The 12,620-nt window shown below is 65.0% G+C and carries 13 protein-coding genes and 1 pseudogene; 12 read left to right on the forward strand and 2 right to left on the reverse strand.

Annotation, left to right across the window (positions count from 1 at the left end; all coding sequences use genetic code 11):
* Positions 1 to 10: 10 nt before the first annotated feature.
* Entirely contained in the window at positions 11 to 1,171 is a 1,161-nt protein-coding gene (locus ABCN56_RS06605; protein WP_343079965.1) for an NAD(P)/FAD-dependent oxidoreductase, read from the forward strand.
* 125 nt (positions 1,172 to 1,296) lie between these two features.
* On the opposite strand, the gene ABCN56_RS06610 is transcribed toward ABCN56_RS06605, so the two are convergent.
* Complete coding sequence (locus tag ABCN56_RS06610; protein WP_343079966.1) at positions 1,297 to 1,452, reverse strand: YjiS-like domain-containing protein; 156 nt, start codon at positions 1,450 to 1,452, stop codon at positions 1,297 to 1,299.
* 295 nt (positions 1,453 to 1,747) lie between these two features.
* Between ABCN56_RS06610 and ABCN56_RS06615 the strand changes: the two genes are divergently transcribed.
* The 8 genes and pseudogenes from ABCN56_RS06615 (at position 1,748) to ABCN56_RS06650 (ending at position 9,072) form a co-directional block, all read left to right on the forward strand.
* Positions 1,748 to 2,104, forward strand: a complete 357-nt coding sequence (locus ABCN56_RS06615) for a group I truncated hemoglobin (protein WP_343079967.1) — start codon at positions 1,748 to 1,750, stop codon at positions 2,102 to 2,104.
* Positions 2,105 to 2,108: 4 nt separating this feature from the next.
* Positions 2,109 to 3,161 carry an adenylate/guanylate cyclase domain-containing protein gene (locus tag ABCN56_RS06620; protein WP_343079968.1) on the forward strand — a complete coding sequence of 351 codons (1,053 nt, stop codon included), beginning with the start codon at positions 2,109 to 2,111 and terminating at the stop codon, positions 3,159 to 3,161.
* 2 nt (positions 3,162 to 3,163) lie between these two features.
* Positions 3,164 to 5,107: a hybrid sensor histidine kinase/response regulator gene (locus ABCN56_RS06625; RefSeq protein ID WP_343079969.1), complete on the forward strand. Its 1,944-nt coding sequence runs from the start codon at positions 3,164 to 3,166 to the stop codon at positions 5,105 to 5,107.
* Complete coding sequence (locus ABCN56_RS06630) at positions 5,104 to 5,808, forward strand: response regulator (RefSeq protein WP_343079970.1); 705 nt, start codon at positions 5,104 to 5,106, stop codon at positions 5,806 to 5,808. The genes ABCN56_RS06625 and ABCN56_RS06630 overlap by 4 nt, the downstream gene beginning before the upstream one ends.
* A 196-nt stretch (positions 5,809 to 6,004) precedes the next feature.
* Positions 6,005 to 6,136: a hypothetical protein gene (locus tag ABCN56_RS06635; RefSeq protein ID WP_343079971.1), complete on the forward strand. Its 132-nt coding sequence runs from the start codon at positions 6,005 to 6,007 to the stop codon at positions 6,134 to 6,136.
* Positions 6,137 to 6,166: 30 nt separating this feature from the next.
* Positions 6,167 to 7,204, forward strand: a pseudogene (gene cysK, locus ABCN56_RS06640) (cysteine synthase A); the annotation flags it as partial.
* A 63-nt stretch (positions 7,205 to 7,267) separates the two neighbouring features.
* A complete protein-coding gene (locus tag ABCN56_RS06645; RefSeq protein WP_343080130.1) occupies positions 7,268 to 7,651 on the forward strand; it encodes a glutaredoxin in 384 nt (127 codons plus the stop codon).
* Positions 7,648 to 9,072: a pyridoxal phosphate-dependent decarboxylase family protein gene (locus tag ABCN56_RS06650; protein WP_343079972.1), complete on the forward strand. Its 1,425-nt coding sequence runs from the start codon at positions 7,648 to 7,650 to the stop codon at positions 9,070 to 9,072. The genes ABCN56_RS06645 and ABCN56_RS06650 overlap by 4 nt, the downstream gene beginning before the upstream one ends.
* A 16-nt stretch (positions 9,073 to 9,088) precedes the next feature.
* Here ABCN56_RS06650 and ABCN56_RS06655 read toward each other — a convergent pair whose 3' ends face one another.
* Entirely contained in the window at positions 9,089 to 9,679 is a 591-nt protein-coding gene (locus ABCN56_RS06655) for a TetR/AcrR family transcriptional regulator (protein WP_343079973.1), read from the reverse strand.
* Positions 9,680 to 9,918: 239 nt separating this feature from the next.
* Between ABCN56_RS06655 and ABCN56_RS06660 the strand changes: the two genes are divergently transcribed.
* The 3 genes from ABCN56_RS06660 to ABCN56_RS06670 all read left to right on the forward strand — a co-directional run bounded on the left by ABCN56_RS06660 (position 9,919) and on the right by ABCN56_RS06670 (position 12,591).
* A complete protein-coding gene (locus tag ABCN56_RS06660; protein ID WP_343079974.1) occupies positions 9,919 to 10,524 on the forward strand; it encodes a YgjV family protein in 606 nt (201 codons plus the stop codon).
* A 74-nt stretch (positions 10,525 to 10,598) separates the two neighbouring features.
* The gene (locus ABCN56_RS06665) at positions 10,599 to 11,693 is read left to right on the forward strand and encodes a PLP-dependent cysteine synthase family protein (protein ID WP_343079975.1); all 1,095 of its coding nucleotides are present in this window, start codon (positions 10,599 to 10,601) and stop codon (positions 11,691 to 11,693) included.
* A 130-nt stretch (positions 11,694 to 11,823) separates the two neighbouring features.
* Positions 11,824 to 12,591 carry an SDR family oxidoreductase gene (locus ABCN56_RS06670; RefSeq protein ID WP_343079976.1) on the forward strand — a complete coding sequence of 256 codons (768 nt, stop codon included), beginning with the start codon at positions 11,824 to 11,826 and terminating at the stop codon, positions 12,589 to 12,591.
* The last annotated feature ends 29 nt before the right edge of the window (positions 12,592 to 12,620 follow it).

Raw genomic sequence — 12,620 nt, forward strand, 5'->3', positions numbered from 1 at the left:
AGCATTCGAAATGACGGCGAACACGAAACAGAACCACTACGACGCAGTGATCGTTGGCGCACGCTGCGCCGGAGCGGCCACCGCCATGCTGCTTGCAAGGCAGGGCGCGAAGGTCCTCGTGATAGATCACGACAAGCCGGGGACCGACACGATGTCCACGCACGCCCTGATGCGCGGCGCGGCCATGCAGCTCGGCAAATGGGGAATTCTCGACCGTATCCGGGCTGAAGGCACGCCGGCGATCCGTCGGACCTCCTTCATCTACGGCGACGAGACCGTTGACGTCGACATTCGCCCGATGCACGGCACCGACGCGCTCTATGCGCCACGGCGCACGGTCCTTGACGCGGCGCTCGTCGAAGCCGCGGCCGACGGCGGCGTGAGTTTCCGGTACGGAACGGGCTTCGCGGGCTTCCTCCACGGAATCGACGGCCGCGTGGCCGGCTTGCGGACCAGGCGGAGCACGGACCGGATCGAGGAGATCGGCGCGGACATCGTGATCGGCGCGGACGGGCGCCGCTCCGCGGTCGCGCGCCGCGCCGGCGCAGAGGTGGTCAAGCAATCCCGCTTCGCCTCCTCCGTGGCCTACCGCTACTTCGAGGGCATCCCCAACCGCGGCTATCGGTGGTATTTCCGGCCGGGCGCCTCGGGCGGCATCATCCCGACGAACGATGGGCAGAGCTGCGTCTTCGTCGCCGTTCCCCAGTCGGCGTTCGGGGAGAAGCTGCGCGGCAAGGGTGCCGAAGGCATGGACGCCGTGATGCGCGAGCATCTTCCCGAGATGGCGGCGGATCTGGCCGGGGCACGCCCGACCGGAGAGGTCGTGGCCTTCGCGGGCGAACGCGGCTTCCTGCGCCAGTCTCATGGGCCGGGCTGGGCGCTCGTCGGCGATGCCGGCTATTTCAAGGACCCGATCACCGCGCATGGCATCACCGATGCGTTCCGTGATGCCGAGATCCTCTCCGACGCGATCCTCGCCGGCCGGCCCGAAAGCTATCCGGCGCTGCGCGACGGACTCTCCGCGGGCTTCTTCGAGATCACCGACCAAGTCGCCTCATTCGCCTGGACGATGGACGGGGTGAAGGGGCTCCACGTGGCGCTCAACAGGGAGATGAAGGCAATCCAGAACTGGATCGCCGACGGCATGGACGGGCAGCGCGCAGCGGCGTGATCCGGCCCGCCAACACAGAAAGGCCCCGCTCACATCGAGCGGGGCCTTTTCATTTCCTGCACATCCGGGACAAAAAAAGCCCGCCTTGGAAGGCGGGCCAGTTCAAGGGAGGAAGTCGGCGTGTTTCACCCCACGCGGTAGGCCATGCGGCTTACATCGTCCCGGCTCAGGCCGATGTCCTTCAGCATGTGATCCGAGAGGTGGCGCGTCGAACTGTAGTCCAGCCGCGCCATGCGGCGTTCGCCCCGGGATTGGTGGAACTCCTTGAAATACTTCATCATCGTTCGCTCTCCTTTGTCTGAACCTTGATGAAGACAAGTTGCCACCGCCGGGTTTCAGGCGGATTTCGCAGACATAGATTTCGTGTTTCGAACCTTCGCCGCGACCCCGCACGCCAGAAACAACTGAAACATTCATACCGGTAGCGCGAAACACGGCTGAAACGGCCGGCACGGACACTTCGCGGGAGCCATGAAGTCAAATTCCTTGCCAGAAAGGCCCGATTTGCCGATGATTTCCGGATATGCACGCGGACCGCGCGTGAATGTGCGGCACCGCATAACCAAGGGTGGACGCATGGACAGGACACTCTTCGACAAGTACGGCGGCTTCTCGGTTGTCAGCAAGATCGTCCTCGATCTCTATGATCGGCTGCTGGACGATGACGAGGTCGGGCCATTCTTCGATGAAGTGGAAATGAGCCGGATCGTAGATCACCAGACGAAATTCGTATCCTCGCTGATGGGAGGTCCCGCAGCCTACACGGACGACCAGATCCAGAAGATGCATGCCCGGCTGAGCATCGCTGACGCGCATTTCGACACGCTCAAGCGGATCCTCGGCGAGACGCTGGCGGATCACGGGGTGGAGCCGGACGACGTCGAAACGATCACCAAGGCGTTCGAACTGCGCCGCGGCCTCGTGGTGGATTGAGGCCATGTCAATCGAGGCGATCAACGAACAGCTGTTGCGCGCGATCGGCGTCGGGGTCGCCCTTCTCGACACGGAGACGCTGCGTTTCCGGTTCTTCAACGACACCTTCCGGGAATGGTTCGGCGACAGCGAACTGGGCCAACAGCTGAGCGACCTCTTTCCCGATTTCGACATCGCCGCGCTCAAGAAGGCGCTGACCGACGACGGACGTTTCGCGACCGAAGCGACGTTCCGCGTCCGCCGGCGCACCATGTCCGTCGCGATGGTCTTCAACCGGGCCCTGGACGGCGAGGAACCGATCGCGGTTCTGGTGCTTCAGAACATCACGCGTATCAAGGAACTGGAGTCGATGATCGATTCCTATTCGATGATGGTCGAGCGCAACACGCGGGAGATAAAGCGGGAGAAGGAGCAGGTCGAAAAGCTCCTGCTGAACATGATGCCCCGGTCGGTCTACGAGGAATACAAGACCTTCGGCGTCGTGACCCCAAGGCTTTATGAACAGGTCTCGGTCCTCTGCCTGGACTTCTCGGGCTTCTCCGACCTGGTCAGCCAGCACGATCCCGGCGTCATCGTCAGCGAACTGAACGACATCTACACCGCCTTCGACCGCATCGGCGAACAGTTCGGCTGCGAGCGGATCAAGACGATCGGCGATGTCTACATCACGATGTCGGGCATGCCCGACCCGGCCGACGGGCACGCGCTTTCCGTCGCGAATGCCGCGATCCGTTTCATCCGCTACCTCGAAAGCCGGAATGCCGGTCATCCGATCCACTGGCACTGCCGGATCGGCGTCTCGTCCGGGGCGGTCATCGGTTCGGTGGTCGGTGTCCAGAAATACATCTACGACGTGTTCGGCCCGGCGGTCAGCCAGGCGAACCTTCTCTGCCAGCATGCCAGGCCGATGAAGATCGTCGCCAATCACGCCCTTGCCGACCAGCTCGACGAACGCTTTTCGGTCCGGCCGTCGGGAAAGCTGGACCTCGGTCAGCAGGGAACCGAGGAAATCCTGAGCCTTGAGGCCGAGGTCAAGGCCAACCAGGGTGTGGGTTGACGATGGCCGCGCGGGCCGGGGCCACTCACGTTCGCAGCCGCGAACACAGGATAGCCGGAGCGGGCGAGCAGCCGTATGACCTTCTCGGCGAGGTCATCGAGGCGCTCTCCGAGGGCCTCGCGATCTTCGACGAAAACGCCTGCCTCGTGCGCTGCAACGCGGGATACCTGGGCCTCAACCCCACGCTGACCGGCATCATCGTGCGCGGCGTCACCTGGGACATGCTCCTGCGGGAGTCCGTCACGCGCGGGGCGATGTCGCCCTCGGCGAGGGACCGGCTGCAATGGATGGAGGCACGCCTCGCCGACGGCGACCGCTACGTTCAGCCCCTTGAGCTGGAGGCGGCGAACGGTCGAACCCACGAAATCGGCATCCGCCAGACCGCCACGGGCGGCTTCCTCGTGACCCAGCGCGACATAACGGAGCGCCGAAAGCTCGAGGACAACGAACGCGAGGCGGACGTCCTCCTGCGCAAGGTCCTCGAGGCATGCCCGGCGAACGTGGTGATGTCGCGCGTCGGCGACGGACGGATCATCTACCGCTCGCCCGCGGCGACGGAGCTGTTTGGCCCGGCGCGCCATTCGCATGAACATTTCGCGGCGCGGGAAGAACGGGCCGATTTCATCACGGCACTGCTTCCCGATGGCCGGGTCGATGACATGCCCGTCACCGGCGTCCGGCCCGACGGGACGCACTTCCCCTGCCTCGTCTCCGCCCGCCTCATCGAATACAGGGGCGAAGAAGTCGTCGTGTCCTCGACCGTCGATATCACCAAGGAAATGGACATGCGCCGCACCCTCGCCGAGCAGCGCGAACAGATCTTCCAGGCGGAAAAGATGTCCGCGCTTGGCGAGCTGCTGGCCGGTGTAGCGCATGAACTGAACAACCCCCTTTCCGTCGTGGTCGGGCACGCGCTCATGATGCGCGACGAAACCGCCGACCCGGAAACGCTCCGGCGGATCGAGAAGATCAGCGATGCCGCCGAACGCTGCGCGCGGATCGTCAAGTCCTTCCTCGCGATGGCGCGGCAGCAGCCGGCGAAGCTTTCCGCGATCGACCTGTCGGAAACGCTGGACATGGCGATCGACGCCTTGCAGCAGGGCGCGGACGGGTTGGACACTCCGGTCGAGACCGACGTCCCGGAAGACCTGCCCCCGATCCACGCGGATGCGCACCAGATCGCGCAGGTCCTCATCAACCTGGTCAAGAACGCCGACCAGGCGATCCGGGACAGCGGCACCGGCGATCTGATCCGGATTTCCGCGCGGTTCGACAAGGCGGCGCAGGCGGTGGATATCCGCGTCGCCGACAACGGGCCGGGGATTCCCGAAAAGATCAGGAGCCGGATCTTCGACCCGCTCTTCACGACGAAGGAGGTAGGACAGGGCACGGGGATCGGCCTTGCCTTCTGCCACCGCGTCGTGACCGCCCATTCCGGACTGATCCGCGTGGAACCCCCCACCGCGGAGGGGGCGACGATCTTCATCCGTCTGCCGATAGCGGCCACCGGGACGGCACCGCAATCGGAAGCCGGAACGACGGAGGAAGGCGAGGCGCGGGGCAGCATCCTCGTCGTCGACGACGAACCGGATGTCGCCGACCTCATCCGCGAAATCCTGACAAAGGACGGTTACGAGGTCGACAGCGCCGCCTCCGCGCGGGAAGCGATAGGGCTCCTGAGGGAGCGGACATATTCGCTGGTCCTCAGCGACCTCAACATGCCAGGGATGAACGGGCGCGAGTTCTACGAGACCATTCAGCGGGATTTCCCCGGCCTCGCAAGGCGCGTCGGCTTCGTGACAGGCGACACGATGAGCCCGCAGGTGCGCGGTTTCCTGGAAAGCGCCGGCTGTCCGTTCCTGGAAAAGCCGATCGCGCCCGGAGAACTGCGCAAGCTTGCCCACAAGATGCAGGAAGCGATGCAGAACCCCGGAGGTCCGGGATGAGCGAGACACAGCATATCGTCGTCTGCGACGACGAAGCCGACGTGCGCGAGATGCTCGCCGAATACCTCGGGAAGCGAGGATTCAGGATCAGCTGCGCCGGCAACGCCGCCGAACTTCGGGAGATACTGGACGCGGATGCGCCCGGGCTCGTCCTTCTGGACATAAACATGCCGGGTGAGGATGGCCTTTCGGTGCTGCGGAGCCTTCAGGACAGCGACGCACCGGCGGTGATCATGCTGACGGCCGCGGGCGAAGTGGTCGACCGTATCGTCGGCCTCGAAATGGGCGCGGACGACTATCTCGGGAAGCCCGTGGACCTTCGCGAGCTGACGGCGCGGATCAAGGCGGTTCTCCGCCGCCGTGCCGCGCAGGAGGTCGTCCCGGAAGCCGAGCGCACGCGCTTCCCCTTCGGCAAGGCCTGGCTCGATATCGAGGCGGCGAAGCTGACGGACGCACACGGAAACGAGATCCCCCTAACATCGATGGAGTACAACCTCCTGAAGCTCTTCGCGCGGAACCGCGGCCGTGTCCTGAACCGTGACCAGATCCTCGAGGGCGCGCACGACCGGTCCTGGGACCCGTTCGACCGCAGCATCGACATCCGGATTTCGCGGATTCGCAAGAAGATAGAGCTCAACCCGCAGAAGCCGGAAGTGATCCGCACCGTTCGCGGCGTGGGCTACATATACGACCCGCAGTAGGCTTCCGGCCGCCACCCGTTTCCGCTGAAACAATCGAAACGAAACCCCGGCCAGCGCGATATCCCGCTGAAACGGCCGGGGGGCAGTCTGTCTGACATCAACAATTTCCCATGTGACGCGGAAGGCATGGCCCCCGTCGCCCACCGGACGAAGGCACCAGAAGTCCCCTTCGTCGCAGACCGGAAAGGAAAGAACGATGTCTGCCACCGTCAAGTATCACCGCTTTGGCACCACTGCCCCCGAGGTCGTCGGCCCCTATTGCGAATGGCCTCGCCGCACGAAGCGCCGGACGAAGCCTGCCGTCGCGACCGCAACCTTCGCGCAGTGAATCCCGCACCCGTCTGAAAGGAGATCCGCAATGCCGGGCATCAAGTCATCCATCCTCGATACCGTGGGCAACACGCCCGTCGTGCGGATCAACAACCTCGCGCCTGAAGGCGTCGAGCTTTTCGTGAAGCTCGAATCCTTCAACCCCCTCGGCTCGATCAAGGACCGGCTCGCTCTCGGCATCATCGAGGCGGCGGAGCGCGACGGAAGCCTGAAGCCGGGCCAGACCGTGATCGAGGCGACCAGCGGCAATACCGGGATCGGACTCGCCATGGTCTGCGCCCAGAAGGGATACCCCCTCGTCGTCACCATGGCCGAAAGCTTCAGCGTCGAGCGGCGCAAGCTCATGCGTTTTCTCGGCGCGAAGGTGATCCTCACTCCCGCCTCGGAAAAGGGCAGCGGCATGGTCGCCAAGGCGCGGGAACTGGCCGAAAAGCACGGCTGGTTCCTCTGCCGCCAGTTCGAGAACGAGGCCAATCCCGACATGCATTCCCGCACGACCGCGGAAGAGATCCTCGAAGATTTCGCCGAAACCGGCCTCGACTACTGGGTCAGCGGTTTCGGGACGGGCGGAACCATGAAGGGCGTCGCGCGCGTGCTGAAGGCGAAAAGCCCGCGGACGAAGGTCATCGCCTGCGAGCCCGACAACGCACCGCTTCTGTCCTCCGGGATAGCCCAGAGCTACCTTGCCGATGGCAGCCCCGAAAAGAGCCACCCGAATTTCCGCCCGCACCTCATGCAGGGCTGGTCGCCCGACTTCATCCCGAAGCTCGCCAACGACGTTCTCGAGGCGCGGCTCATCGACGAATTCTGCCCGATCCCGGGCGATGCGGCGCTGAAATGCGCCCAGGAGCTTGCGCGCAAGGAAGGCATTTTCTGCGGCATCAGCGGCGGAGCGACCTTCGCCGGCGCGCTCGAGATCGCGAAGACGGCCCCCAAGGGGTCGCGCATCCTCGTCATGCTGCCCGACACGGGCGAACGCTATCTCTCGACCCCGCTCTTCGCCGACGTTCCCGAGACCATGACCGGGGAGGAGATGGAGATCGCCGCTTCGACCCCGCGCTTCCGTTTTGACGCGGCGCCCGCCCCCGCAGCGGCCTCCGCAACGCCGCCCGAGCCATCGGCCGAGGCGATGGAGCATGTCGAAGAACTCATCTCCGACCGGGAGACACCTGTCGTTCTGTTCGCGCTGGAATGGTGTGAATTCTGCTGGTCGGTCCGCAAGCTCTTCGCCGCCGCCGGCATCGAATATCGCTCGGTCGATCTCGATTCCGCCGAGTACCGCGAAAACGGCTGGGGCGGAGAGGTGCGCCAGGCGCTTGCCAAGAAGACCGGCGCCGTGACCATTCCGCAGATCTTCGTCGGAGGCGAACACCTCGGCGGCGCGACCGAAACCTTCGACGCGTTCAATAGCGGCGCGCTCAAGCGCAGGCTGGAAATGCTGGATCTCGGCCTGGAGGCAGAGGCGATCCAGAACGCCTACAACTTCCTCCCGACCTGGCTGCACCCGAGATGAAACAGGAATTCTTCCCCCGCCTCACCCCTCCCGAGCTTCTCTATGCGGCGCGCTATGCGGCGTCGTTCCGAGAGGGGCGACGGCCGCTCGATCCGACGGCGAGCCTCGACGAACTGCGCCGGAAGTTCAACCGCCCCCTGCCTGTCGAGGGCCGCGACGGCATGGACATCATCCGGGACCTGATCGAGGCCGCCGAACCGGGACTGGTCGGCAACACCGATCCGGGCTTTCTCGCCTGGGTCATGGGTGGTTCGCACCCGACCGGCGTCGCGGCGGACTGGCTGACCTCGATCTGGGGTCAGAACGCCGCGATCTACCAGTGCTCCCCCGCGGCGGCCGTGGCCGAGGAAGCGGCCGGGGCCTGGCTGCTCGACCTACTCGGGTTACCCGAGGAAAGTTCCGTCGGCTTCACGACCGGCGCGACGATGGCGGGCTTCGTCGGCCTTGCGGCGGCCCGTGGCGAGGTGCTGCGCCGTGCCGGGCATGACATCGAGAAATCCGGCCTCGCCGGTGCACCGCCGATCACCGTCTACATCGGCGCGGACGCGCACGTGGCCAACCATTCGGCGCTGCGCTACCTCGGCTTCGGCAACGACCAGATCCGCCGCATCGCCGTCACCGATCAGGGCGTCATGGATACGGATGCGCTTGCCGAAGCGATGGCGGAACCGGCCACCGCGCGCATCGTCATCTGCCAGGCCGGGCACATCAACTCGGGCGCCTTCGACGACTTCAACCGGATCGCGGACCTCTGCGAGGCACACGGCGCGTGGATGCATGTCGACGGCGCCTTCGGCCTCTGGGCGCAGGCCAGTCCGCGCCTTCGGCACCTGTCATGCGGGGTGAGCCGGGCACAGTCGTGGTCGGTGGACGGGCACAAGTGGCTGCAGGTGCCCTACGATTCCGGCTTCGCCATCGTTCGCGACGCGGACGCGCATCGCCGGGCGATGGACGTGACGGCGGGCTACCTCAACCATTCGCCGGAGGACGGCCGGAATCCGACCGAATACAACCCTGAACTCTCACGCAGGGCGCGCGGGTTTGCGGCCTGGTCCATGATCCAGGCGCTCGGCCGGCGCGGCGTCGCGCGCATGGTCGAGGGCCATTGCGCCGCGGCCCGGGCGTTGGCGGAGGCGATCCGCGACGTTCCGGGCGTGACCGTCCGCAACAGGGTCGACCTGAACCAGGTCGTGCTGTCCTTCGGAATGGAGGAGGGCGTCGAAGCAGCGGCCGCCTACGCGCAGGCCGTGGCGGAGAGGCTGAACGCGACCGGGCGATATTTCCTTCGGACGGCCGTCTGGCGCGGGGCGACCGTGCTCAGGATCTCGGTGATTGAGGACGGCACGAACCGGCTCTTCACCGAGAAGCTCGCCGCCGACATCACCGAACATTGGAACGCCGTCCGCCGCACCGCAAGGTGACGGCGGACAGGCCATCTCACTCCACCGGCGCGGGCTCGGGGCGGAACAGAAGCTCCAGGTAGCTTCGGAACTGTTCTGACTGCCGCGCGGCGATCTCCACGTTGCCGTAGGCGCGCTGCAGGACGAGCGCGCCTTCGATGATCGACACTATCATCTCCGCCAGCTGCCGCGCGGTCACCGGGCGCACAGGTGTGTAGGTGTCGAGGATCTCGTGGAACTTCCTCACGTAGATCGCGGTCCAGTCCCTGAGCGTGTCCGAGACGAAGTCCCGGACCTCCGGCGCGAACTGCATGCTTTCATAGGTGTAGACCGCGTACATGCAGCCCGGTGAGGGGTCCTCGGAATTGCTGATGTAGTCCTCGAACAGCTTCAGGAACAGCATCATCTGGTCCAGAGGATCGTCGCGGCGCGCTTCGACCTGCGCCGCGAGCGTGCGGAACATCGCGAGGTCCTGGGCCGAGTGCCAACGGACGAGTTCCTCGGCGAGTTCCGCCTTCGACTTGAAGTGATGGAAGAACGCACCCTTCGAGAACCCACCGTTCTCGAGGATGTCGTCTATCGACGTTCCGGCGAACCCCTTCTGCATCACCAGCTTCTTCGCGGTCATGAGAATGCGTTCGCGAGAGGCTTGTCCTTTCCGGGTCATGCTCACCTCGAACAGGATCTTTGGTTCCTTTTACCAGAACAATGGGCCTTCGGACAATGGCGCGCCAGGGCAATGAAACAACTGAAACGCTCAACCCGCTGTTCTGAAAACAAAGAAGCACTCCGTCACGCATCCAGAAAACAGACCGAAAAGTCTGCCTTTTACAAACCATTCAGTCGGTTTTTCTGGAGGTTTCGAAAATGCAGACGCTCGCAGAGGTTTTTCAGGGCAATGTGCTTGCCACCTGCTTCGGTGCGATGGGGCTCGCCTGTCAGCTTGCCTGGCCCATGTTCCGGCAGCGCCGGTCCATCCTGACGGTGCAGTTCGGCATCGGGGCCGACTACGGCGCGCAATACGCGCTACTCGGCGCATGGAGCGGTGCGGGCGTCGCCTTTCTTGGCGCTACGCAGACGGTGATCGCGCTCATCGCCGGTGACCGCCCGTGGCTCAGGAAGCTCGGTTTCGGCTTCATCCCTGCCGCCGCCCTGATCGGCTTCCTGACCTGGAGCGGCGTTGCGTCCGTCTTCGCCATCGCCGCCTGTTCCCTCATCATGGCCGGGCGGATGCAACGTGACACGATCCGGATGCGGAGCCTCATGCTCGCCGCCGCGCCTTTCGGCATCGGTTACGATCTTTCCGTCGGTGCCGCACCCGCCTTGATCGGCGCCATCGTGTCGGCTTGCCTGGGCATCGCCGCCCTTCTGCGTGAGGTGCGCGCGCGCCGTGGCACGCCGGCGATGCCCGACCCGATCCGCCTGTCTGCCGCGTGGCGCCCCGCGCCGATCCCAAAGCGTGTTACACTTTGAATAGGCAGTCAGCGACATATGCCCCGTCAGAGGGTAGAAGCCCGAACAACTGCGCCTGGCAGAAGGAGGATGAAATGAAGAACTCGACAGGAATTCAGGAAACGCCCCGAAGGACTTCCGGACGTAAGCGTCTTTACGACAGCATTCTGGACACGGTGGGCGACACGCCCTCTGTCAGGGTGCGCAACCTCGCCCCCGAGGGTGTGACGATCTACGTCAAGTGCGAGTTCTTCAATCCGGCGGCCTCCGTGAAGGACCGGCTCGCGCTCAACATCATAGAGGCGGCGGAACGCAACGGAACGCTGAAGCCCGGCCAGACCGTGGTGGAGGCCACGTCCGGCAATACCGGCATCGGGCTTGCGATGGTCTGCGCATCGAAGGGCTACCCGCTCGTCGTCACGATGGCGGACAGCTTTTCCGTCGAGCGGCGGCAACTGATGCGCTATCTCGGCGCGAAGGTGGTTCTCACTCCCCGGGCCGAGAAGGGCACGGGCATGTACATGAAGGCGAAGGAACTGGCGGAAAGACACGGCTGGTTCCTGGCCCGGCAGTTCGAGACCGAGGCCAACGCCGAGATGCACGAGAATACGACCGCACAGGAAATCATCGGCGATTTCGACGGGCAGCAACTCGACTACGTCGTCACCGGCTACGGCACCGGCGGCACGGTCGCCGGACTGGGACGCGCGCTGCGGAAGGCCCGCCCCGGCCTGAAGATCATCCTGTCCGAACCCTCGAATGCCCAACTCGTGGGGTCCGGGATCCCGCAGGAGCGGTCGGGCGACGGGGGGCCGGCGAAAAGCCACCCGGCTTTCGAGCCACACCCGATCCAGGGCTGGACCCCGGATTTCGTGCCGCTCGTGCTGCAGGAGGCCATCGACGGCGGCTACTATGACGATCTTGTCCCGGTCAGCGGCGCCGACGGGATGCACTGGGCGCGCGAGCTTGCCGCGAAAGAGGGCATCATGACCGGCGTCTCCGGCGGATCGACATTCGCCATCGCCCGCAAGATCGCCGAAACGGCCGCTCCGGGAACGGTAATCCTCGCCATGCTGCCCGACACCGGGGAGCGCTACCTGTCAACGCCGCTTTTCGAGCCGTTCGGCGCCGACATGGACGTGGAGGAACTGTCCATCTCGAACTCGACCCCCGGCTATCGGATGACCTGAACCGGCGAAGGCGGCAGCCGCCCCGGCCGACCCGAAGACATTCATGCTTCGGGTCGCCCTGAGGCCGGGCGCGGCTTCGTCATCTGTGCTATCGGTAGAGTCCTGGTGACGATTCAAACGGGACGGATGGATGAACCTCGACCTTTTCTCGCTCAAGGCGCGCCGCGCACTGATCACAGGCTCTTCCCAGGGGATCGGCTTCGCCCTCGCCAAAGGGCTCGCCGCGGCAGGGGCGGAGGTAGTCCTGAACGGACGCGACGAGGAAAAGCTCAGAAGTGCGGCAGAAGCCCTCAGGGCGGACGGAGCGACCGTCCATGAGCTTCCGTTCGACGTCACGGATCATGCCGGGGTCCGGGAAGCCATCGATGCGTTCGAGGATCGGGTCGGGCGGATCGACATCCTCGTGAACAACGCCGGCATGCAGCATCGCGCCCCGCTGGAGGACTTTCCGCCGGACGCCTTCGAGCGGCTTCTTCAGACAAACGTGAGTTCGGTCTTTCACGTCGGACAGGCCGTCGCGCGCCACATGATTGGCCGGGGCGCCGGGAAGATCATCAACATCGCCTCCGTCCAGACTGCCCTCGCCCGCCCGGGGATTGCCCCCTACACCGCGACCAAGGGCGCGGTCGGGAATCTGACGAAGGGGATGGCAACCGACTGGGCGCGCCACGGGCTTCAGTGCAACGCGATCGCGCCCGGCTACTTCGACACGCCCCTGAACGCCGCGCTCGTCGCCGATCCGGCCTTCTCCGCCTGGCTCGAAAAGCGGACTCCGGCAGGACGCTGGGGCAAGGTGGAGGAACTCGTTGGCGCCTGCATCTTCCTGGCCTCCGACGCTTCGAGCTTCGTCAACGGCCATGTCCTCTACGTCGATGGCGGGATCACCGCGAGCCTGTGACGGATATCCGGGTTCGCACGGGTATCTCG

Origin of the sequence: Ostreiculturibacter nitratireducens, from assembly GCF_032670585.1 — a bacterium.
GTDB lineage: Bacteria > Pseudomonadota > Alphaproteobacteria > Rhodobacterales > Rhodobacteraceae > Ostreiculturibacter > Ostreiculturibacter nitratireducens.

Bases quoted from the DNA above. Each gene is read 5' to 3' on its own strand.
- ABCN56_RS06605 (WP_343079965.1), top strand. From the start codon at position 11: ATGACGGCGAACACGAAACAGAACCACTACGACGCAGTGATCGTTGGC.
- ABCN56_RS06610 (WP_343079966.1), bottom strand. From the start codon at position 1,452: ATGATGAAGTATTTCAAGGAGTTCCACCAATCCCGGGGCGAACGCCGC.
- ABCN56_RS06615 (WP_343079967.1), top strand. From the start codon at position 1,748: ATGGACAGGACACTCTTCGACAAGTACGGCGGCTTCTCGGTTGTCAGC.
- ABCN56_RS06620 (WP_343079968.1), top strand. From the start codon at position 2,109: ATGTCAATCGAGGCGATCAACGAACAGCTGTTGCGCGCGATCGGCGTC.
- ABCN56_RS06625 (WP_343079969.1), top strand. From the start codon at position 3,164: ATGGCCGCGCGGGCCGGGGCCACTCACGTTCGCAGCCGCGAACACAGG.
- ABCN56_RS06630 (WP_343079970.1), top strand. From the start codon at position 5,104: ATGAGCGAGACACAGCATATCGTCGTCTGCGACGACGAAGCCGACGTG.
- ABCN56_RS06635 (WP_343079971.1), top strand. From the start codon at position 6,005: ATGTCTGCCACCGTCAAGTATCACCGCTTTGGCACCACTGCCCCCGAG.
- ABCN56_RS06645 (WP_343080130.1), top strand. From the start codon at position 7,268: ATGGAGCATGTCGAAGAACTCATCTCCGACCGGGAGACACCTGTCGTT.
- ABCN56_RS06650 (WP_343079972.1), top strand. From the start codon at position 7,648: ATGAAACAGGAATTCTTCCCCCGCCTCACCCCTCCCGAGCTTCTCTAT.
- ABCN56_RS06655 (WP_343079973.1), bottom strand. From the start codon at position 9,679: ATGACCGCGAAGAAGCTGGTGATGCAGAAGGGGTTCGCCGGAACGTCG.
- ABCN56_RS06660 (WP_343079974.1), top strand. From the start codon at position 9,919: ATGCAGACGCTCGCAGAGGTTTTTCAGGGCAATGTGCTTGCCACCTGC.
- ABCN56_RS06665 (WP_343079975.1), top strand. From the start codon at position 10,599: ATGAAGAACTCGACAGGAATTCAGGAAACGCCCCGAAGGACTTCCGGA.
- ABCN56_RS06670 (WP_343079976.1), top strand. From the start codon at position 11,824: ATGAACCTCGACCTTTTCTCGCTCAAGGCGCGCCGCGCACTGATCACA.